The sequence below is a fragment of the Anaerobiospirillum sp. NML120511 genome, assembly GCF_023050955.1.
In the GTDB taxonomy this organism is placed as follows: Bacteria; Pseudomonadota; Gammaproteobacteria; order Enterobacterales; family Succinivibrionaceae; genus Anaerobiospirillum.
Genome location: NZ_JALKIK010000012.1, coordinates 76,542 through 98,696, shown reverse-complemented (window position 1 = coordinate 98,696; position 22,155 = coordinate 76,542). Strand labels below are relative to the sequence as shown.

Annotated in this window: 9 protein-coding genes; all 9 read left to right on the top strand. The window is 54.2% G+C overall.

Features of this window, described 5'->3' with window-relative positions; translation table 11 throughout:
• Window positions 1-1,469 precede the first annotated feature (1,469 nt).
• The 9 genes from MXE39_RS05205 (at window position 1,470) to MXE39_RS05165 (ending at window position 21,891) form a co-directional block, all read left to right on the top strand.
• Window positions 1,470-3,227 carry a carbon starvation protein A gene (locus MXE39_RS05205; RefSeq protein ID WP_348647467.1) on the top strand — a complete coding sequence of 586 codons (1,758 nt, stop codon included), beginning with the start codon at window positions 1,470-1,472 and terminating at the stop codon, window positions 3,225-3,227.
• A 1,288-nt stretch (window positions 3,228-4,515) separates the two neighbouring features.
• Entirely contained in the window at window positions 4,516-5,616 is a 1,101-nt protein-coding gene (locus MXE39_RS05200; RefSeq protein ID WP_246978058.1) for a type I restriction endonuclease, read from the top strand.
• 2,101 nt (window positions 5,617-7,717) lie between these two features.
• Window positions 7,718-8,782, top strand: a complete 1,065-nt coding sequence (gene chvE / locus MXE39_RS05195) for a multiple monosaccharide ABC transporter substrate-binding protein (RefSeq protein WP_246978057.1) — start codon at window positions 7,718-7,720, stop codon at window positions 8,780-8,782.
• 437 nt (window positions 8,783-9,219) lie between these two features.
• Window positions 9,220-10,776 carry a multiple monosaccharide ABC transporter ATP-binding protein gene (gene mmsA, locus MXE39_RS05190; protein ID WP_246978056.1) on the top strand — a complete coding sequence of 519 codons (1,557 nt, stop codon included), beginning with the start codon at window positions 9,220-9,222 and terminating at the stop codon, window positions 10,774-10,776.
• Between the two features lie 719 nt (window positions 10,777-11,495).
• Window positions 11,496-12,659, top strand: coding sequence for a multiple monosaccharide ABC transporter permease (mmsB, locus tag MXE39_RS05185; protein WP_246978055.1), 1,164 nt, complete (start codon window positions 11,496-11,498; stop codon window positions 12,657-12,659).
• A gap of 429 nt (window positions 12,660-13,088) precedes the next feature.
• On the top strand, window positions 13,089-15,347 hold the full coding sequence (gene xylB / locus MXE39_RS05180) for a xylulokinase (RefSeq protein WP_246978054.1): 2,259 nt from the start codon (window positions 13,089-13,091) through the stop codon (window positions 15,345-15,347).
• 305 nt (window positions 15,348-15,652) lie between these two features.
• On the top strand, window positions 15,653-17,176 hold the full coding sequence (locus MXE39_RS05175) for a fucose isomerase (RefSeq protein WP_246978053.1): 1,524 nt from the start codon (window positions 15,653-15,655) through the stop codon (window positions 17,174-17,176).
• Window positions 17,177-19,128: 1,952 nt separating this feature from the next.
• Window positions 19,129-20,157, top strand: coding sequence for a LacI family DNA-binding transcriptional regulator (locus tag MXE39_RS05170; RefSeq protein ID WP_246978052.1), 1,029 nt, complete (start codon window positions 19,129-19,131; stop codon window positions 20,155-20,157).
• A 651-nt stretch (window positions 20,158-20,808) separates the two neighbouring features.
• Window positions 20,809-21,891: a prolipoprotein diacylglyceryl transferase gene (locus MXE39_RS05165; RefSeq protein ID WP_246978051.1), complete on the top strand. Its 1,083-nt coding sequence runs from the start codon at window positions 20,809-20,811 to the stop codon at window positions 21,889-21,891.
• The last annotated feature ends 264 nt before the right edge of the window (window positions 21,892-22,155 follow it).

The window sequence follows — 22,155 nt, the reverse complement described above, 5'->3', positions numbered from 1 at the left end:
CTGCTGTCAGCCTGATAGCGCTCAAGCTTAGCCAGCATTGGCTCATAGACCTGCATAAGAGCACTGCGTGCCATGCCGGTCCAGTTACCGTCTGGCTTATTAATGTCTTTGGTCATGTTCCGGTCCCTTTATTGAGCTCAGGCTGATGCGCCCCTGTGCTGAGCTTGCCCCGTTCGTGAGGCAGCGTTGTGAGTGTATCATATGCCGTCCCACTGGACGGCTTGCGGATATCAGCCTACGTAGCAGAAGCATCTGAGACGATAACAAACATGGAAGCATTACCGTGCTCCGTCAGCAATGCTTTGGAGAAGTATGCCCGTGCGTGGGGATAATGACTGAAATGCTTTAGATGCTCTGCTGTAGTGCCCGGCTATGGTTCTGTCGCTACGCCTGGTGACCCCTTCAGTTGCTGCTTGCCAGGGAGGCTTCAGGCCGGCTTTTGGGTGGTTGAGTGAAAATGGATCTGATTTGGGGTGTTTTCCTGTTGTTTTTGCAGCTTTACTGCAATTTTGTGCCTGATTGAAGTGCATTCATCGTGCAGTACTGGATCAAAAAGGTGATATAGGCCTGTGTAGCGTATTTATTTTGTGCAGTGCCACACTTCTATACAAGAATGTATTGAGGCCCGGACTGTTTCCCGGCAAACTGTATCCCGTTATCAACGGCCATGCTGCCCAGTATTGATGTGCCTATCGGTACAGACAGTACTTCCGGCTGCCCCCGCCTGCTCCTTACCGGGAGCCTGGCAACCGGATTTTCGCATTTACCCCCTGCGCGAAATTGCAGCGTCAGTTGAGAGCATTGTGAGGCCACCGGCCTTAAGCTGGAAAGACCGTAAGGATCTGTCCGGTAACAATGCTCGGGCAGACAGATACTTTGTTTCTGCTTTCTGATATGGCTGTTGGGGACAAGGCTGTTATTTTTCCAGATATCGGCCGGTGCGGCTCACCGGTTTGCGGAAAATGTCCGCCCTGATCCTTTAACAGTGAGGCCTCTCTGGCCCCATGGGCGCTTCGACCTCACTGCCATGTGCTTTTTGCTCAGAACAATCCCTGATCTTCCTTTTCAGCCGGCCTGTAATAACGGGACAGGATACCTGTCTCCAATTGATACACGGTGCCAGCTGCAGCTCTGTTCCGTGGCGATGACGGTGTCCTGGTCTGGTTTATGGCTGAACCGTCCGGAGGAGCTGAGGTATTTCAGAGGCTCATCATGCAAAAGCATATGGCAGCGAGGCTGAAAACCGACCCCAGGTCAGCCAGAGTGTTGCCGGATATGACTGCATTATTGCTGTTAAGCTCTCCTGCGTTCATCATTGCGCAGTCAGCGCATTGTTGCCCTGGCAGTGTTGCCCGGAGGCATGCTGCAGGCTTTATCAGTCATATCAGCTGGGGGTGGGGGTGTCACAGACAAAAAGACATTTGACCGACAGAACGGGGCTCATTCCCTGCGTAAGGCTGCCAGAGACAATGCAGCGGCACGGGACACCGGCATGGGAGTTTTCTGCCATGACTGGCTCATTACTGTTTTGTATGTGTCTGGCGTATTTTGTAGTTGCCTACTACATCTACGGCGGATTCTTATCTCGTGTTTTCAAGGTAGACCCTCAGCGTCCAGTTCCAGCTGAGACCAATTACGATGGCGTAGACTATGTTCCAACCCCAGCCATTGTGCTCTTTGGCCACCACTTTGCCTCCATTGCAGGTCCTGGCCCTATTGTAGGCCCTATCATGGCCGCCTACTTTGGCTTCCTGCCAGCCCTGATCTGGATCCTGGTAGGCTGCGTCTTTATCGGTGCTTTCCACGACTTTGCCTCCCTGGTAATGTCCGTGCGTAACCGTGGCCGCAGTATTTCTTTCCTCATGGAAAAGCTTATGGGCTTTACCGGACGTCAGCTGTTCTTAATCTTCTGCATTGCCTGCCTTATTCTCGTCGTTGGTATCTTCACCATTCTGATTGCCGGCATGTTCGTACAGCTGCCAGAGGTTGCTACTGCTTCAGTGCTCTTTATCCTTATGGCCCCGGTCTTTGCTTTCTGTACCATGAAGCTGGGCATGAGACTTACTCATGGCTCTCTGATTTTCGTTCCTCTGGTGTTCTTAAGTGTTTACCTCGGTGCCCTTTTCCCTCTGGACATGACTGCCCTCTTTGGCATGAGCACTGAAGGTGCCCGTCTGTTCTGGCTTGCTGTGCTGGCTGTCTATATCTTTGCCGCCTCCATCGTACCGGTACAGTGGCTGCTCCAGCCTCGTGACTACCTCAACAGCTATCTGCTCTACGGCATGCTGGCTCTGGGCTTCCTGTCCATTATCTTCTACAACCCTGAGATTAAGATGCCTGCCTTTGAAGGCTGGCAGGCTGTGACTGCTGACGGTCAAATGACCGATATGATTCCGGCTCTGTTCATCTTTGTAGCCTGCGGTGCCTGTTCAGGTTTCCACTCTCTGGTAGCTTCAGGTACCACATCCAAGCAGATCCGCTCTGAAAAGGACATGCTCAAGATTGGCTATGGCTCCATGATTATGGAAGGCGTACTGGGCGTTATGGCTCTGGTTGCCGTAATGGGTCTGGACCCTGCCGTATTCAAGCAGATCGGTACCAACCAGCCAATGGCCTTTGCTACTGCTATCGGCTCCTTCTCTACCGCTCTGGGCATTAACGAAACCTACGCCCGTGTGTTCATATCCCTGGCCATCTCAGCTTTCATGATGACCTCTCTGGACACAGCTACCCGTCTGGGCCGCTTCTTATGGCAGGAAATCTTCCTCCCACGCTCCCTTGACAAGGATGGTCATGAGATTGAGGTAGATACCAGTAAGCTGTCAGCCTGGCGCAAGCAGATCACCAATCCTTATGTTGCCGCCATTATCGTAGTAGGTACCTCCCTGTTAATGGCTGTTACCGGCTCAGCCGGCTCTATCTGGCCAATCTTTGGTGCCTCCAACCAGCTGATGGCAGCCCTGACCCTGCTGGGCATTACTATTTACCTGCTGGCCAAGGGCTCACGCTGGTACATTGCCTTTGTCCCAATGCTCTTCATGATGGTCATGAGCGTCTGGGGCGTTATCCAGGTAGTAGGCCAGCAGTGGGGCAAGAACTACATCCTGGTCATCTCCGGCATGTTCCTGCTGGTAATGGCTGTGCTGATGATTGCTCTTGGTCTGTCCATCATGAGCCACTACTTCAAGGCTCACAGGCGCGGCCTGAACATCGAGCTTGAGGTCTAAAACCAGAATTCACCAGGCCCTTACCACATAGCGCCGCATCACCTTGCTCCGCCCGCACTCCCTGCCTCCCTGCACAACGGATTTTTCTGCACAGCAGAGAAGCCGTGGCCCGCATCTGCGCCAGCAGTCACTGCCAGCCGTCAGTGCCTGGTCATGGTCACAAGTCACCAGCATGCTGATGGTCATGCCCGGCCTTATCCAATGGCAAAGGCCAGGGGGCTGCAGGACAGACAGCTGTCATGCTGACTGTAAAAGCAGTAACAAAGAGTCGTGACAGTTTCATGCAGCTTTGCCGGTCACACTGTCAGTGAGGGTCTGGTCACAAAGTTCATATAAGCAAAAAGCGTTAGCGCTCACGCAAGCCAAAGAGCGCTACTCTGATTATTCATCGTCTTAAATGGGGATCATCGCTGATCCCCATTTTTTTATGTCTTTTGATATATAAAAACACAACCGAGCAGCAGGTATTATTCTTTCAAGAACTCTGGAAATGTCTGTCTGAAATAAATTACATTTTGTGTTTTATTCTGTCGTGAAATTGCGGGAAATACTGTCGTAAAGCCTGTATATAAGCTGTATTCAGAAATTAAAGACTCAGAGTTTCTGTTTATCGTTTCGTAAGCAATAAATTAAAATGTGCTGTATTTCGTGCATTGAACAATGTTTCTTTGCAAACAATCTGATATTATTTATGCGGGTCATGGATAAAATTATTCAGAACCTGACAGAAGCCCCAGGGGGCGTATGTCAGCCCGGATCACTACCCTGCATAACAGGAGCTCTGCGCTATCAGTTTTTGATATAAGGGCTTTCCTGCCTCAGCATATGCCTTAAGAAAAGCCTGCGCCAGTCAGTGCAGCAACACCTGGCGGCGCCCGCCCGCCTGCCCAGCCATGCTGAGCACCGGCCTGTCATGCTGTGCTCCAGGTCGCGCATGGCAGCTGCGTGCTGCTCAGACAGCGCCATGATGGCAACAGGCCTTCATGTCGGCCATATGGGCCGCACGGCACCTGTACTTAAGGTCATTTCTTATGGGCCATGTGATACGACGCTGGCTTGCATTTGAATACACAGAGACGCTGTGAGCGTCCTGGCTGAGCTCAATGTATATCTGACCTCTCCCTGAGTATCATTTCACAGGCATATTCAGCTGTTCAGCTCCTCTATGGGTCAGCCCGAGCAGTCTTTCTTTGCTATGCGCTTTTCAGAGAATATCGACTTCTGCCTCACTTAAGCGGCTGACAATGGTTCAGCACCCTTCTGACCTCAGTCACACAAGGAGTTTTCAATGGAATTATTGGACGAGATTCAGGCTCTGGGCAAACGTGTCCGTGAGTACGGCCCTAACATCAAGAGTGAAGAGGCAACCAAGAATACCCTCATAATGCCTTTCATTAAGATGCTGGGCTATGACCCTTTCAATCTCAATGAGGTGGTGCCTGAATACAGTGCTCCTGTAGGCGAGTACAAAGATGCCCGTGTTGACTACGCCATCATGTCCGAAGGTCAGCCTATTATGATTATTGAGTGCAAGACCTATGGAGATGAGCTCAACAGCAAGAAGTGCAGCCAGCTGCTCAGCTATTTCAATGGCTGTCCAGCCAGAGTGGCAGTGCTCACTGACGGCAACCGCTACCTGTTCTTCTCTGATCTCGAAGAGCCAAACAAGATGGACAGCAAGCCATACATGGAGCTGATCGTCGACAAGCCTGATACCTCTTTGATTCCGGAACTCAAGAAGCTCAGCAAGGGCAAGTTCAACCTCGAGGACGCTATCTCCTCAGCAAGCCAGCTCAAGTACACACGTGAGTTTAAGCGCATCATGGCTGAGCAGCTGGAATCCCCTCATGAGGATTATCTGCGTTTCTTCTTAAAGCAGTGCTATGACGGGCCTATTACCTCGAACGTCAAGGAGCGCTTTACTCCTGTGCTTAAAGAGGCCCTGGGTCTGTTTATCAAGGACCGCGTCAATGAGCGTCTGACCAGTGCCTTTGATGATGTTAACCGCAAGGAAAAGGAGGCCCTGGCTCAGGCTGATTCCAAGGTTGCTGATGATGCTGCAGCTGCCGACAGCAACTCCGAGGAAGGTATTGTTACCACTGAGGACGAAAAGGCCGCCTACTACATCATCAAGTCCATTCTGCATGGCATTGCCGGTGGTGATGAGGTTATCCTCAATGACTTCAAGGGCTTCTGCAACATCTGCTACGCTAAGAAGTCTCAGATCATTGTCCGTCTGTACTTCAACAAGCTCCCTTACAAGGTAGCCGTATTCGATACCGGTGAGGATGGCAAGAGAAATCAGGATGCTGTCCAGATTGAATCAGTAGACGATATCTTCCAGTTTGCCGAACGCATCAAGGCCGCCGTTCAGGATTACAAAAAGTAATCATTTAGATCGTCCGGCCCGCCAGGCAGCCTGGACGCCGCCAGAGAACCCGGCCTCCGCCCGGCGGCCAGCCCTGCCGGCTGCCAAATCCCGCAGGGCATGGTAAAAGCCCGGCAGGCTGCTGACCTTAAGGCCGTCAGGACGCAACCATTACAAAGTAGCAAAGGCACCCTGAACGGGTGCTTTTTTGTGCCCACAGAAAACGCTCTCCGCCGCTCAAATGGCATGCCCGACACAGCGCCCATCATGGCCCTGGAACTGATCAGCCGCGTCGATCAGTAAGTATGAGGCCATGCCCGGCATGACTGCTCCATCCATAAGCCAATCTTGCCCCTACTCCGTCAGGCTCCTTACTCTACAGGTCACCGCATAAAAACCGCATAAAAGTGGTTCAACGCAGCTCATCATCAGCCACCACACATCTCCTTGAAACATATCAGGAGCACATTCTTTGAGCATATATAGCCAGTACCTGTCCGAAGAGCATTACCTCAGTCCAGTCCGGGCAGCTTTGAACTGATAACAGCCATAGAAGGCCTGAACCTGCCCTGTAAGGGCGGCCTCTATCCGTCCGCAGGCAAAACTGGTGAGGGACTACAACTCACCCCGGCTCTGGCCGCTCCTTGCACAAGCTCACCCGTCGCTGGCGAATTTCAGTCTCAGTACCCTGCAATTGCAAGTGCCAGTGCCGGTTCGTGGTCATGTCCCGCACCCAACTCTGGCAAGGCCTGTTCACCGCTTGTGTCTCCCTTTGTCCCCTGCCTTAATCAGTCGATGGCAGCAGTTGTAGCTGAGGGCTGCGATTAGCCGTACCTGGCTTATGTGCCTTCACTGCCTGTGAATAGTTCCCGTGGCGTTTCCTCCGGTCGCTGCCCGTGGTCATTCTGCCCGTGGTCATTCTGATTTGTTTCAAAAAGTGTTGAGCATATGCTCAATTTGTCCAAAGTGCTGGTTTTCCCGTAAGCGTTTACGGAACACGGAATGTCTGCTGCGATTTCAGCCGGAGCGGCTGGTGGGGTTTTACCGGTAATGACCGGGGCTACTTTATGATTTATTTAAATGTCCGGATAGAAATGGTCTGCTTATGGGACAGCAGTGTTTATGCTGCAGACAGTGCGGATTATTTAGTTTGTCCTGCGTATGCTCTGGCGGCTGGGTAGAGCCTGTTTTAGGGCAGCACAACGCATATAAAAATGCACATATGAAAAAACATTTCACCTGATACGCAGGCAGCACAAAAGCGGCACAAAGTGAATATTTCCGTGGTTTATCTTCATGTGTAAGGGGCATTTTGCTGTATCTGGGACGGGTTGATGCAGCAAGATTGTTTTCAAAAATGGCTTATTTAAAGGATTCTTATAGAGAAGAGAAATAAGTTGTATGTGGATCACAGTTTGGACATATTTTTGATAAATTTTTATCAAATGAGAGAGCGTTTGGATTAATATGAAACTGTGCCCGGGCACACAGCCTAAAAAAGGGACTGGTGATGCCCGTTTGCAAAAGATTTGATATCTGATTCCGCAAGGCTGAAAGCAACAGATTGAACTTCCAGGCTGCCATGAGCGGCTGTAATGCAGCTGCATATGAAGCAAGTGTAGATGCAGCAATGCAGATGCAGAAAGTGCACATGCTGCAGCCCTGTCTGGCAGGAGCCTCAGGGGAATCTCAGGAGCATGGCACAGCAGGATGCATAAGATGCAGTCAGGCAGGTGCAAGGCCCGTAAGTCCCGTACTATGACCAGGGTCCGGGCAGGCGCAAGGCAGAGCCATGTGGCCAAAGGAGCCCAGGCTGCAGACCCGACGTTAAGGACTGGATTTGACCTAACTGAGCAGTGCTGATGCGCCGGACGCGCCGGACGCGCCGCGCCGCTCTGACTGGCGCCTGACTGCGCTGATGCGCTGACCTGCGCTCAGATGACTGCCCTGAAGGGGCAGGGCCTGCGGATATCAGGAAAAGATTTGTTGTGAATACAGAGGCTGAAGCGGCAATGTGGTGTTCGCCTGCTCAGCAGACCGCTTTAAGGCAGCTGTAGTGGTCAGGTTTTACCTGGCAGGCTGTCTGACAGATGGTCGCATACTGTTACTGTGAGGAAATGCTATGAAGATCAAGACTACTATCAGTGCTTTATGTGCCGCCGTTCTGGCCGCTACCTGTATGGCTTCTACCGCCAGTGCCGCCAAGGTTGGCGTGTCCATGCCTACTCAGTCCCTGCAGCGCTGGAACCAGGATGGCTCCAATATGAAGGCCATGCTTGAGGAGTCAGGCCACACTGTTGATCTGCAGTATGCCGGTGACAATGACATTCCTACTCAGGTAAATCAGATTGAAAACATGATCGCCTCCGGCTGCGACATCATTGTTATCGCCTCCATCGACGGATCAGCTCTGACTGAAGTATTAAAGGGCGCCAAGGAAAAGAACATTCCTGTTATCTCCTATGACCGTCTCATCATGAACTCCGACGCTGTTTCCTATTACGCCACCTTCGATAACAAGCGTGTAGGCCTGCTTCAGGGCCAGTACATTGTTGACAGCCTTGACCTTGAAAACGCCAAGGAGCCTAAGAACCTGGAAATCTTCACCGGTCCTACCGATGACAACAATGTAAACTTCTTCTTTGGCGGCGCCATGGAAGTTCTCAAGCCTTATATCGACAGCGGCAAGCTGGTAGTCAAGTCCGGTCAGACCACCCGTGAGCAGTGCGCTACCCTTAACTGGAACCTGGAGGAAGCCCAGAAGCGCATGGAGAACATCATTTCCTCCATCTCCTACGGCCCTGATGATGTCAAGCTCGATGCTGTTCTCACTCAGAACGATGCCCTGGCCTCAGGTGTAGTTAACGCCCTGCTGGCTACCGGTTATGACGCCTCCAATATCCCTGTAATTACCGGTCAGGACTGTGACAGGCCAGCAGTCAAGAACATTGTCCGTGGCTATCAGTCCATGTCCGTGTTCAAGGACACCCGTACCCTGGCCCAGATGGTGGTAAACATGGTTGACTCCATCGACAAGGGTGAGGAAGTTGAGGTTAACGATACCACCACCTATAACAATGGCACTGGCGTAATTCCTTCCTATCTGTGTGAGCCTATTGCTGCCACCAAGGACAATTACAAGGCCCTGCTGATTGACTCAGGCTATTACAAGGCCAACGAGATCTAAGCACTGTCCATACAGTGCCGGTCCCGTGCCCCCGGGGCCGGGACTGACAGGGCCGACGGCCGTACACGGGCCACAGGGGCCAGCAGGTGCTGGACCCTGTGAGCCCGGTTGCACAATAAGGCCCGGGATAACAGTAAGCCGAATGACATTAGGACAATAGTGAAAATAAAGCTCCGGCAGCGCAGCCGCCCGGGCAGGCCATAAAGCAAGGCCAGGACTGCATGCCCAGGCCTGCGTGCCCATGCCTGTGGCCAGGTGTTGCAGTCAGGCAGGTGCAGCAGGTCGGCTCATGCAGCCGCAGCTGCAGTTGCGGCAGCCGTCCTGACCCAGGGTTTGACAGCGGCAGCCGCAGTCGCGGCCGCTTGTCCTGACCCAGGACAGGGGCTGCGTCAAGGTCAAAGGCGCAGTCGGAGCAGGTCATTTCAGGTGGTGGCAAGATGACTGAAAAAGATGACATCCTGCTTGAGATGAAAAACATCACCAAACGTTTTGGCAAGGTTACGGCACTGAGTAACGTAAACCTTAAGGTCAAAAGGGGTGAAGTTCACGCTCTGGTAGGTGAAAACGGCGCGGGCAAGTCCACGCTGATGAATGTTCTGTCGGGAATTTATCCTTACGGATCATATGAGGGTGATATCAAATTCGATGGCGAGCTCTGCCATTTCAACGGTATCAAAGACAGTGAGAGCAAGGGCATTGTAATTATTCATCAGGAGCTGGCTCTGGTGCCTTTCCTGTCCATTGCCGAAAATCTCTTCCTTGGTAATGAACGCACTTCCTCACTTTCAGGCCAGGTCATAGACTGGCCACGTACCTGGCAGCGCGCCAGTGAACTGCTGGAGCTTACCGGTCTTCATGAAGACCCGCGAACCCTGATTAAGGATATTGGCGTAGGCAAGCAGCAGCTGGTGGAAATTGCCAAGGCCATTGCCAAAAACGTAAGACTGCTCATTCTTGATGAGCCTACAGCATCGCTTAACGAAACTGACAGTCAGGCCCTGCTTGATCTTATCGCCCGCTTCCGCGATGAGGGCATGACAGCCATTATCATTTCGCACAAGCTCAACGAAATTTCCAGTATTGCCAATTCCATTACCGTTATCCGTGACGGTACCACTATCGAGACCATGGACAACTCAGGTCACGATATTTCCGAGGACAGAATCATAGCCGGCATGGTGGGCCGTGAGCTGACCAGTCGCTTCCCTCCTCGTGATACAAAGCCTTCAGATGAAGTTCTGCTTGAGGTCAGGGACTGGACTGTAGCCCATCCGCTCAACCGCAACCGTCTGGTGTGCAACAGGGTCAACCTCAATATTCACCGTGGTGAGGTGGCAGGTCTGTCAGGTCTGATGGGTGCTGGCAGAACCGAGCTTGCTCAGTCTGTCTTCGGTCATTATTACGGTGATTTCCTGGGCGGTCAGCTTTACATAAATGGAAAGGAAGTACATCTTAACAGCGTTCAGAGTGCCATTAATCACGGTCTTGCCTATGTAACTGAAGATCGTAAGGGCGACGGACTGCTGCTTGCTACCTCCATTACCCGCAATACCACTCTTGCAGCCCTGCACAAGGTATCGGCCAATGGCATTATCGACCAGAACAGGGAAACCACGGTGGCAGATGACTACCGTGTACAGCTCAAGACCAGATGTGCCGGTGTCGAGCAGGAAGTAGGCAATCTTTCAGGCGGTAATCAGCAAAAGGTGCTGCTGGCCAAGTGGATGTATGCTGACCCGGATATTCTGATACTCGATGAGCCTACCCGTGGTATCGACGTGGGCGCCAAGTACGAAATCTACTGCATCATTAATTCCCTGGTTGCTCAGGGCAAGGCAGTGCTCATGATTTCCTCGGAACTTCCTGAAGTTCTTGGCATGTGTGATCGCATTTATGTCATGAATGAAGGTCGCATTGTTGCCCAGATGCCACGCTCTGAGGCCTCTCAGGAAAGCATTATGGCCGCGATTTTAAAATCATCAGGCCAGAGCTGATATCCGCACAGACAGTCAGAACTGACAGCGGCACAACAGGCCGCAGCAGGTACTGACAGGGCTGATACCAGTCAGACACAGGATATCTGAGCTTAACAGGCTAAAACCGCTTAACTATTTTCATCTGTCCGCCTGACAACAAAGGCACGCTGCAAAACATAAAGTACAGCAACTGCTGCAGCAACTGCCGTAACAGCAGCTGTAAAGCCCAGGCCCGATCCCAAAGCCAGCTCCGGCAGCCAAAGCTCAAGCCAAAGCCAAAGCTCAAGCCCCCAACTCAGGGGCAAGCAAAATATGGCCAGGGTCAGCGCCAGAGGCATATAACGCAGCGCAGCAACGAGACCTCAGGACAGTCAAGCCCCTTGGCTCTTTTGAGCCCTCAGGAGCTTACCAGTCCCATCAGGCTCAGCAATATGTCCTCAGCCTCATCAGCTCCATAAAACAGGCTCCATTACTGTGAGCCAGCCTGAACAATGAAATATTTGTCATTGATTCATTAAAGGCCCTGGATTATGATGAGCCGTGCACGTGCACGCAATTGAAAAATCCATATTTATGGACTTTTGCCGACAGCAGACTGAGCGTCTGCGCCGCCGGAGCGGCACGCAGGTTACGGTGTGCAGGCGCTGCCGCACAGCAGGTGCGGCCGCGCAGGTGCAGCCGCGCATGAGAGGCTGTCAGGACAGGCAGACAGATGACAGGCATGGAAGGATGCTGTCATGGAACAATTTACCAATATTCTCAAGCGCAACTCTCTGCTGCTGGCCTTACTGGTGGTCATGGTGCTCTTTGAAATCACCATCAGAGCCACAGGTCACGGCTCGATGTTTTCACCGGCCAACTTTACCAACATTATTTCCCAGAACTCCTACGTAATTATTCTGGCCGTAGGCATGCTTTTCTGCATTATCGGCTGCGGTAACGTGGATCTGTCCATCGGCTCTATTGTGGCTCTGGTAGGTGCCATAGCCGGCGTGATGATGGTTAACTGGGAGACGAATATTTATCTGGCCATTGCCACCTGTCTGCTGACAGGCGTGCTCATTGGCGCCTGGCAGGGCTTCTGGATTGCCTATGTGCGCATTCCGGCCTTTATTGTGACCCTGGCCGGTATGATGCTCTTCCGTGGTCTTGCCCTGCTGGTACTTGATGGTCTGACTATATCCCCATTTCCGCCAGAGTATCTGCGCTACTTCACTTCCTTTGTGCCAAAGGCCCGTGCCGATGCCTTTGCCACTACCACTGTGATTACCGCCGTACTGTGCCTTGGTTACCTTTGCTATGTAGTATGGGATCGCATCAGCAAGATGAAGAAGGGCTATCAGGTTGATGACAGCACCACATTTATTATCACCACTGCAGTAGTGGAAGCAGCCCTCATCGGTTCTGGCATGCTGCTGGCCAGTAACAAGGGTATTCCTGTAATCCTTATTTTGCTGACCATTATAGTCATGACCTACAGCTTCTATGCCAATAACACTGTAGGAGGCCGCCGCCTGTATGCTCTGGGCGGTAATGAAAAGGCTGCCCGCCTCTCAGGCGTTAACACCAGCCGCATTCTGTTCATGACCTACGTCAACATGGGCTTCCTGTCAGCCGTAGCTGCTCTGGTATGTGTAGCCCGCTTCAACTCTGCAGCTCCAACTGCCGGTAACGGCTACGAGCTGGACGCTATCGGCGCCTGCTTTATCGGCGGTGCCTCAGCTTACGGCGGTGTGGGCACTGTAGGTGGTGCCGTAATCGGTGCCATATTCATGGGCGTACTTAACAATGGCATGTCCATTCTGGGTATCGACGCCAACTGGCAGCGTACCGTCAAGGGCATGGTGCTCTTACTGGCAGTAGTTATCGACGTGCTCTCCAAAAAGCGCGTCAAGCAGTAAGCACAGGCACACAAAAACATAAGACAAAACTCCCCACAGCTTCCGCGCGGGCAGCGCGCATGGCGCCCTGAACCCGGGGACGGGCCGCTGAGCGGCTGGGCCATGGCGGCAGCCATGCCTTTACCAGGCCGGCGGACAGCATGGGCTTTACCAGGCCGACAGACAGCATGGGCTTTACCAGGCCGCCGCCTGGCCATGCAGATAACCACAGATTTCATAGCAGTAAGCCCGGAGCTGCTCAGGCGCCCCGGACTGTGAAAAGAGCATTGCAAGTTCATGGTGCTCTGTAAAACATTTTAGCAATGCAGCAGCGCGTCACGCAGCACACAGCTGCCGCGTCTGGCGCTCAGCGCCGCAGGCGCTGCTGACAGGCCGGGCAGATGCTGACAGGAAATCCTGGCAGCGCCGCACATTTGGAAGGAGCGGATCGTGAAATATTTATTAGGTGTTGATCTGGGTACTTCTGGTACCAAAACCGTTCTTTTTGATGAAAAGGGCAGTGCCATTGCCTCAAGAACAGTGGAATACCCTCTTTATCAGCCCCACAATGGCTGGGCTGAGCAGGATCCTCTGGACTGGTATAACGCAGCGGTAAGCACCATTAAGGGCGTGCTTGAGGATTCAGGCATTGACCCTCACAAGGTGGCTGCCCTGTCCATAGCAGGTCAGATGCATGGTCTGGTCATGCTCGATGAGCAGGGTCAGGTATTGCGCAAGTCCATTTTATGGTGCGATGCCCGTACTCAAAAGCAGTGTGATGAAATTACTGCTCTGGTAGGCAAGAAGCGCCTGATTGAAATCAATGCCAATCCGGCCCTGACCGGCTTTACCGCCCCGAAGATTCTCTGGGTACGTGAGCATGAGCCTGAGCTTTATCAGCGCTGCGCCACCATTCTCCTGCCTAAGGACTATGTGCGCTATATGCTAACGGGCAAGGCTTCCATGGAAATTTCCGATGCCTCCGGTACCAGTCTGCTTGATATTACCCGCCGTCAGTGGTCTGAAGAGATTCTCGAAAAGCTCTCCATTGACGCCCGTCTCATGCCTGAGCTTATTGAATCGTCAGCCATTGCAGGTCACATCAGTGCTCAGGCTGCTGCCGCTACCGGCCTTGTTGAGGGTACACCGGTAGCAGGCGGTGCCGGTGACAATGCCGCTGCCGCTCTGGGTACAGGCGTATGCAGCGAAGGTCAGGCCTTTGTGACCCTGGGCACCTCAGGTGTGGTCTTTGCCCATACCACCCGCCCAGCTGTCGATCCGCTGGGCCGTGTACACACTTTCTGTGCCGCCGTACCTGGCTCCTGGACTGCCATGTCCTGCACCCTGGCTGCCGGTCTGTCCCTGCGCTGGGCCCGTGATGAGCTCTATACAGCCGAGCATGAGCGCTGTCAGGCTCAGGGAGGCGATGCCTATGATGTCATGACAGCTGAGGCTGCTTCTGTACCATCAGGAGCTGACGGACTTATCTATCTGCCTTATCTGATGGGCGAGCGCTCCCCTGTGCTCGATGCCCAGGCCCGTGGCGTCTTCTTTGGTCTGACCGCCCGTCACAAAAAGGCTCATCTGACCCGTGCCGTGCTTGAGGGCATTACTCTTTCCCAGCGCCATAATCTTGAGGTGCTTCATCAGATGGGTATTGTCCCTGAGACTCTGGCAGCCTGTGGCGGCGGTGGCCGTTCATCTTTCTGGCGCCAGATGCTGGCCGATGTGCTCAAGTGTCAGGTAACCACTATTGAATCAAAGGAAGGTCCTGCTCTGGGCGCTGCCATTCTGGCTGCCGTAGCCGCCGGCATTTATCCAACAGTGGAGCAGGCCGTAGCCGTCATGGTCAAGCGCGGTGAAGCCTGGGCTCAGCCTGATGCCCTGCAGAGCTCCCGCTATGACGACATTTACCAGCTCTACCAGAGCCTCTATCCGACCATGCGTCCGGCTTTCCACAAGCTTGCCGCTCTGCGTGACCGCCTCGACAGCTCTGCTGCCGATGCTGCCGCCAGCGCCGCCGGCAGCGCCACCGACAGCTGCGGCTGCAGCTGTGCTCCTCAGGCCGGTTCGGCTCAGCACTTCAGCTCAGTGCACTCAGTGGAATTTGAGCGCTTTGGCAAGGTCATTCCTGCTGTGGATACGGCCAAAGTGGGCTCAATTCTAGAGAGCCTGCCATGCCCGGCTGACAGCGTCACCTACGTGGCCTCCGAGCCAGCGCTGCAGACAGATGATCTGATGGCCGATCTGCGCGATCGTGTCTTTGGCGGCCTTGATATTCAGATTGGCTACTGCTCAGGTCATAACCGCAAGCTCAATGCCATTGAGTATCACCGCAACTGCGAGGTCAATATTGTCGGCACTGATACCATCTTCATGCTTGCTCCAATAACCGCCATCAGGGATGGCATTATGGACACGGCAGCTGTAGAGACCTTCTTCTGCCCGGCCGGCACTGCTGTGCTCTTTTATGAGACCACCTTGCACTATGCCCCATGCAGCAGCTCTGACAATGCAGTATTCCGCGTAGCCGTAGTGCTGCCACGCTCCACAAACACACAAAAGCCTGAGCACATCGATGCCCGTGGCGATGCCGAAAGCGGCATGCTCACCGCCCGCAACAAGTGGCTGCTGGCCCACCCTGACAGCAATGAAGGCCGCAACCACATCTCAACAGGTGTGCTTACCGGCGCCAATATCACCCTTTAATCATGCAGGCGCCTGTGGCCTCAAGGGCCATGCCTCTGGCCATGATGCGCAGGCCCCGGGCACGGCGTGGCGCCCTGCGCCCTGCGCAGCCGCGCCCCGTCTGACCAGAGGCGGCCTTTTCACACAGATTAATTAAGAATTTCCCCTGGCAGCTGCCCGGTACCGGCACAGCAAAGAAAAGTTAAGAGCGTGCCCGTGCCCGGCCCCGGCTGACGGCAGGGCAATGCCCTGTATTGCCTGCCGTCAGGGACGGCCCTGCAGCGGCTGCTGTCAGGCACTATGTGCACACACATTGGAGAAAAATCATGGAAATGTACAACATCCCAGATGCCCGTCTCGGTATTATCGCTGTTTCCCGTGACTGCTTTATCCGCACTCTTTCCGAGCGCCGTCGTCAGGCCGTAGTGGCCCAGTGCCGCAAGGCCGGTGTTGACATCACCGAGATCTCTGTCATCGTGGAAAATGAGCGCGATGCCCAGAAAGCCGTTGAGGAGGCAAAGGCCGCCGGCTGTAATGCCATGGTGGTCTTCCTTGGCAACTTCGGCCCAGAAACCCCTGAGACCCTCATTGCCCGCTTCTTTGACGGCCCATGCATGTTCGTAGCTGCTGCCGAAGAGACCGGCGATGATCTTATCGACGGCCGTGGCGATGCTTTCTGCGGCATGCTCAACTGCTCTTACAACCTTGGTCTGCGTCAGTTAAAGGGCTTTATTCCTGAATACCCTGTAGGCACTGCCGATGGCATTGCCCGCATGATTTCCGAGTTTGTTCCTGTTGCCCGTACCCTGATCGGCCTGTCAAATCTCAAGATCATTACCTTTGGTCCACGTCCTCAGGACTTCTTTGCCTGTAACGCTCCTATCAAGGGCCTTTATGACCTGGGTGTTGAGATTGAGGAAAACTCCGAGCTTGACCTGCTGGTAGCCTATCGCAAGCACAAGGGCGATGAGCGTATTCCAAAGGTTATCAAAGAAATGGAAGAGGAGCTGGGGGCCGGTAATACCTACCCTGATCTGCTCGAGCGCATGGCTCAGTTTGAACTGACCCTGCTTGACTGGGCCGAAGAGCATCTGGGCTCCCGCAAGTATGTGGCCTTTGCTGACAAGTGCTGGCCTGCCTTCCCTGAGGAGTTTGGTTTTGAGCCTTGCTATGTCAACTCCCGTCTTGCCACCCGTGGTATTCCTGTAGCCTGTGAGGTTGATATCTTCGGCGCTCTGTCCGAGTATATCGGCGCCTGCATTACCAAAGATGCCGTAACCATTCTGGACATCAACAATTCCGTACCTGCTGACATGTACGAAAAGAGCATTAAGCCAAAGTTCCCTCAGTACTCCTCAACTGATGTATTCATGGGCTTCCACTGCGGCAATACTCCATTTTGCAAGTTAAACCAGGACTGCGGCTGTGACCAGGCCTGTGGCAAGATCAACTATCAGATCATTCAGCACCGTCTGCTCGAGGCCGGTCAGGATGAGCCTGATTTCACCCGTGGTACCCTCGAGGGCGATATTGCCGCCGGTCCAATCACCTTCTTCCGTCTGCAGACTACCCCTGATACCAGGCTGCAGGCCTACATTGCCGAAGGTGAGGTTCTGCCTGTTGCTACCCGCTCCTTTGGTGGTATCGGTGTCTTTGCCATCAACGAAATGGGCCGTTTCTACCGTCACGTGCTGATTGCTGACCGCTACCCTCACCACGGTGCCGTAGCCTTTGGTCACCACGGCAAGGCCCTCTTTGATGTCTTTGCCATGCTCGGTATTGAGAAGATCTCCTACAATCAGCCAAAGGGCGTACTCTACAAAACCGAAAACCCATTTGCCAGCCGCTGATCGGCAGGCCCCATCCGCCCTGCCCGCCACTGACACGGCAGGCAGGCCCCGGCCCTGACCGCCAGCCTGAGCGGCTGTGCTCTCAGGCAGCGGCCAGCCGGCCCTGCTGGGCATGCAGGCAAGCCGCCGGGGCCATCAAAAGGCGACAGACTGTGCAGTTTGACTGTGCGGCCTGTCGCTTTTGTGCATTTAAATGCGTGCACTGTGCCGGGCGTGCATCAGTAAACCGACAGTGCACTGGTACATAAAGGGTCATACAGTCGCACTTTTGGGCACAGCGGCCCGCAGGAATACACAATAGAGGCCCGTAATTGCGACTTACCTCAAACTTTTGTCACGTGCCAGATTGCACGGCGCCCGTTACAGGTACAATAAATATTGCAGCCAGTAATACCGACATTTTGGCACCTTTTGTACATAAAAGTGCATTGCACTACTTCAAAAAGTCCGTTCAGACCGGTATTATGCTGTGCCATAGTCGTGAGCGCGCTCCCAGACTTTTCCCGTGCAGTGGCCAGGGACGCAGGCCGTCCTTAGAGCAAGCTGCCCTCATGGCAGCAGGCCCATGCTGACCGTGCACGGACAAAAGTGCACGCCGCAGGCACGCTGCCGGCACCAGGCTCTCATGAGGGCATACTGCCCTCATGACATCAGGCACCTGCCTGACAGTGCACGGACAAATGTGCACGCCTCAGGCACGCAGCCGACACGATGCAGGCTGAATGCCGCACGCTGCCGACACGCAAGGCTGTGCCTTTGTGACAGTATCAGGCCCTGCTGCAGGTAAGGACACAGATATCCTGGCCTTAACGATAAACTGACTGTTTTACCATGCCGGACAGGACTCCTGTCTGAAAACGTCAGCCACATGCTTATCAGAAACTGCCAGCAGTCACGGCAGATTAGTTTTCATGAGCTCAGGATTTTGTCGCAGACAGGGTTTACTAAATGTAAGTGCCTCCAGCAGCACGGCACCGTTTTATTAAATGACAACCCTGTGCACTTTATGGTGGTATGAAAAATTACCTCACGGTATCAGATCATGACACATGATCCCGATCTGATATCATCACGGCCCACGGATAATGAAAACGTTTGCTGTATGCCTTGGGCGTTTTCAGTACCTTACCTGCAGCTGCAGGCAGTCCCATATCCGGGCTGCAGCCCGGCAATTAAGGTCTTCAGGATCAGACGAATTATTAACTAAGGAATTTCTTAAGCACCCCACTTGCCCACTGTGCTTTTACCCCCAACCCTGAATGTCTGTAAACAGACTGACGCCCCATATCCCAGGGACAGGAGCGCATGGCCACTGCCCTGCACACCTGCGTGTGCAGCGTCCGGCTGCGCCAGTGCGCAGCGCCGGGCGCTCCGACAGGTCGGCCCTCCATGGCGTCGCAGGTCAAGGTCCGGCCCATGTATGCAGCTGACATAAGGGCCCGGGCTGCTGGCACTGGCAGGAACAGGTGACAGCAGCGCCGCACGGACCACAGGTCGGGCAGTGCGCTGCCATGGGCCATGTGCGGCCCTTTTGATTTTCAACCCGGGCGGAAGGTGTCCGCCAGGCAAGCAGGCTCCCATCCATTAACTGCATTGCAGTGCAGCCAGGAGGCGGTGCTTACCTGCACCACGTTGAACTTCCCCACGGCACCAGACGCCATGTCATATTGTGCAGCACGCAGGACAGAGCGTGGTTTATGACATGAGATCAGTATCACCGGGCCCTTTGCCTGCTCACAGCAGAGCCGGGCAGCGCCCGTGACCAGGCAATGGCCTGCATTCACCCTGGCCGCAGACTATGGCCTGCATTCACCCTGGCCGCAGACTGCGGGCCGCAGACTCTGCCCAGGACTGCAGCATATGTCCCCAACCCCGGCCGGGCACCGATCCCATGAGGCTGGAGAGCTGATCGCACCGGGTGCACAGATTAGATTATTGAGGATTTGTACATCATGAAGGTTACTGTAAAGAGCCTTGCTCAGGCCGCCGGTGTTTCACGCGGCACTGTTGACCGTGTACTCCATAACCGTGGTGCAGTACGCGAGGATGTGGCCAAACGCATCCGCATGCTGGCCAAGGATCTGGGTTACGTGCCTAACCGTGCCGGCCGTGCGCTGGCTGCCTATAAGACCCCAATCAAGATTGGTGCCCTGATGCCAAGCGTGGGCAATGCCTTCTATCAGGAGATTATCAGGGGCATCAGTGAGGCTCAGGAGGAATTTGCCGACCTGGGCCTTGAGGTGGTGGTTCGTGAAGTTGAGGGTTTTGATGAGGATGTCCATCTGCACGCCATTGACGAGCTGCTGCGCAAGGGCTGCCGTGCTCTGTGCCTTTCAACCGTTAATACTGACAAAGTAAGAAACCGCATCAATGAGCTTGCTGATCGTGAAATCACAGTAGTGCTGCTCAATACCGATGTCGAGCACACCCGCCGTCTTTGCTATGTGGGTTCTGATTACATGACAGCCGGTGCCACCTGTGCCGGCATGCTCTCTCTTGCCCGCCAGGACAGCCTGAGAGTGCTGGTAGTTACCGGCTCGCACCTGCTGCTTGGTCACAATCAGCGTATTGAGGGCTTCAAGGCCGAGCTGACCCGCCAGAACATCGATTTTAAAATTGTTGAGACCGTAGAAAGTCTTGACTCAGACATCATTGCCCAGCAGGTTACTTTCAAGGTGCTCTCCGAGCATCCTGATATCAACTGCGTCTACATTTCAGGTGCCGCCGTACAGGGCGTGGGTGCTGCTCTTATTGCCCATGGCAACAAGGATATCTTTGCCATTGGCTTTGATGATCTCTACTCCACACGCCAGCTGGTCAGTGCCGGCATCATCAAATTCGTGGTCTGTCAGCAGCCGGTACGTCAGGGCTATCACGCCATCAAGCGTGCCTATCAGGCTCTGGCCGGACAGCTGAGCGACAATGTCCCTGATTTCATCACTGAAACCATTATTAAAATCAGGGCCAATCTCGATCGCTGATGGCCCCGGCCGTGCGCCCGGCCGTGCCGGTCTGGCGCAGCTGCCTGCGCCGCGCCCATCATCCTGCCCGGAAGCGAGCCCGTCTTGCCCCGGGCTTTGTTTTTCCCGTCAGCTGCCATGGCGGGCGCCCGATTCAGGCTGCCCTGGCGGGCAGTATGATTCGGGCGGCCTGCAGGCCAGCAGGCCTGGTACTGAGTTGAGCGCAGATGAAATTTATAAGCGCCGGGACTGTTGACCGGCCGGTCAGCTGTTAAGATAATCCCCGTCTGTCAGCTGTACAGTGCAGCTTTGCTGCGCAGCGCAGCATACCTGTGTCAGCTGCACTGCACTGAGCAGCCGTTTCAGCTCAGACAAGACTCAGGCATCATGTCGCAGCTGCCGCCGGCCCTCCTGCTGCCTTATACGCTTTGCCGTCAAGGCACCGGCTTACGCATGCTCATGGCACCGGCTTACGCATGCTAAGGTAGCCGGCTTTATGCTTATGGCGCGCTGCCAGCCCGGAAAGTAAGCCAGCACGGACACAATGGCTGGACAGGCATGGCGCCTGGCAGGAGAGCTGCTCTCCTGAAGACGGCTTTTGTGGGATTGTCCCGTGCTGTGCGGCTGCAGGCCCGGCACTGTTTTATGTTCTCGGTTTTCAGGACAAAATGTATGATTTTTGACCTGCCAGGTTTTTCTTTTTCTTATTACGGCCTGGTTTATCTGATGGGCTTTGTGCTCTTCTGGTTCATGCCCTGGCCGCGTACTCCGGCCCTGTGGCCCCGCGAGACCCTGCTGATGCGCTTTAATGTGGCTCTGTATACGGCTATTGGCGCCATTGTCGGAGGTCGCCTTGGCTATGTGGTGGTCTACGATCCTCATTATTACCTTGCCCATCCTGAGATGATTGTGCGCCTTGATCTGGGCGGCATGTCCTATATGGGCGGTGTAGCCGGTATTGCCGTGGCTTTGCTGCTCATCAGCCGTGTCATGATGCGCCTTAATAACAGGGCAGGCAGCTCGGTAGACTTCATGAGTCATACCTCCTGTGCCAACCTGCCACTGCGCAGCCGTATGTCACTTTTTTACCACTACTGTGACCGTGCTGTTATTACTGCTCTGGTCATCATTCCTCTGGGACGCATAGCCAATTTCCTTAATGCCGAGCTCTACGGTACCCCAAGTGATCTGCCATGGGCCTTTATTTTCTCCACAGCCGATCTCCAGCCGCGTCACCCTGTGCAGCTTTACGAGGCCATAGCCGAGGGGCCGCTGCTGGCCCTGCTGCTGGGCTTTGTATACTTCAGAGCATGGATAGCCAATTTGCGCCGCCTCATGCTCTCATCCTCTGACAGCGCAGCCCCGGCTGACAGAGCAGGCCCGGCTGACAGCGCAGCTGACGCCACTGCAGGACTGAGCGGCAGCGCCAGTCACAGCAACGGCCTGCACAGCTACTACGCTCATCATGCTCATCATGGTGACAAGGGCTTTTCCCTGACACGCTTTGTTACCGCCCGTGCCCGCGTCAGTGAGATCTCTTTCAGTCTGCATCCTGGCACTATTACCCTGACCTATCTGGCAGGCTACTCTGTGGCCCGTTTCTTATGTGAGTTTGTCCGCGAGCCTGATCCTCAGCTGGGTTATATCATTGGCCATCTGAGCATGGGGCAGCTGCAGTGCATAGTGCTGCTGGTCGTTGCTCTGGGCCTGATGCAGCTGCGTGCCCTGCGTCGCCGCCGCAATGCCCTTACCTGACATAACCCACAGGCCATGCCCTGGCCAGAGCATGGCCTGAGCCCAGCCGTCCTGACCAGGTCTGCAGGGCGGCCATGGGGCAGCCTCACAGTGCCATAGTACGGGCCTGCACAGTATCATTTTTCATGAAGAAGCCAGTCTGCTCCGGGTATGACTGGCTTTTTTTATGGGCTTTTGTCAGATTTTTGCAGCGGAACTGCTAATTTTGCAGCAAAAAATCACCCTGGAGATGCCATGGCAAAATCCAGGTTAAAAATGGAGCAA

Bases quoted from the DNA above. Each gene is read 5' to 3' on its own strand.
- MXE39_RS05205 (WP_348647467.1), top strand. From the start codon at position 1,470: ATGCAGCGGCACGGGACACCGGCATGGGAGTTTTCTGCCATGACTGGC.
- MXE39_RS05200 (WP_246978058.1), top strand. From the start codon at position 4,516: ATGGAATTATTGGACGAGATTCAGGCTCTGGGCAAACGTGTCCGTGAG.
- chvE (WP_246978057.1), top strand. From the start codon at position 7,718: ATGAAGATCAAGACTACTATCAGTGCTTTATGTGCCGCCGTTCTGGCC.
- mmsA (WP_246978056.1), top strand. From the start codon at position 9,220: ATGACTGAAAAAGATGACATCCTGCTTGAGATGAAAAACATCACCAAA.
- mmsB (WP_246978055.1), top strand. From the start codon at position 11,496: ATGGAACAATTTACCAATATTCTCAAGCGCAACTCTCTGCTGCTGGCC.
- MXE39_RS05175 (WP_246978053.1), top strand. From the start codon at position 15,653: ATGGAAATGTACAACATCCCAGATGCCCGTCTCGGTATTATCGCTGTT.
- MXE39_RS05170 (WP_246978052.1), top strand. From the start codon at position 19,129: ATGAAGGTTACTGTAAAGAGCCTTGCTCAGGCCGCCGGTGTTTCACGC.
- MXE39_RS05165 (WP_246978051.1), top strand. From the start codon at position 20,809: ATGATTTTTGACCTGCCAGGTTTTTCTTTTTCTTATTACGGCCTGGTT.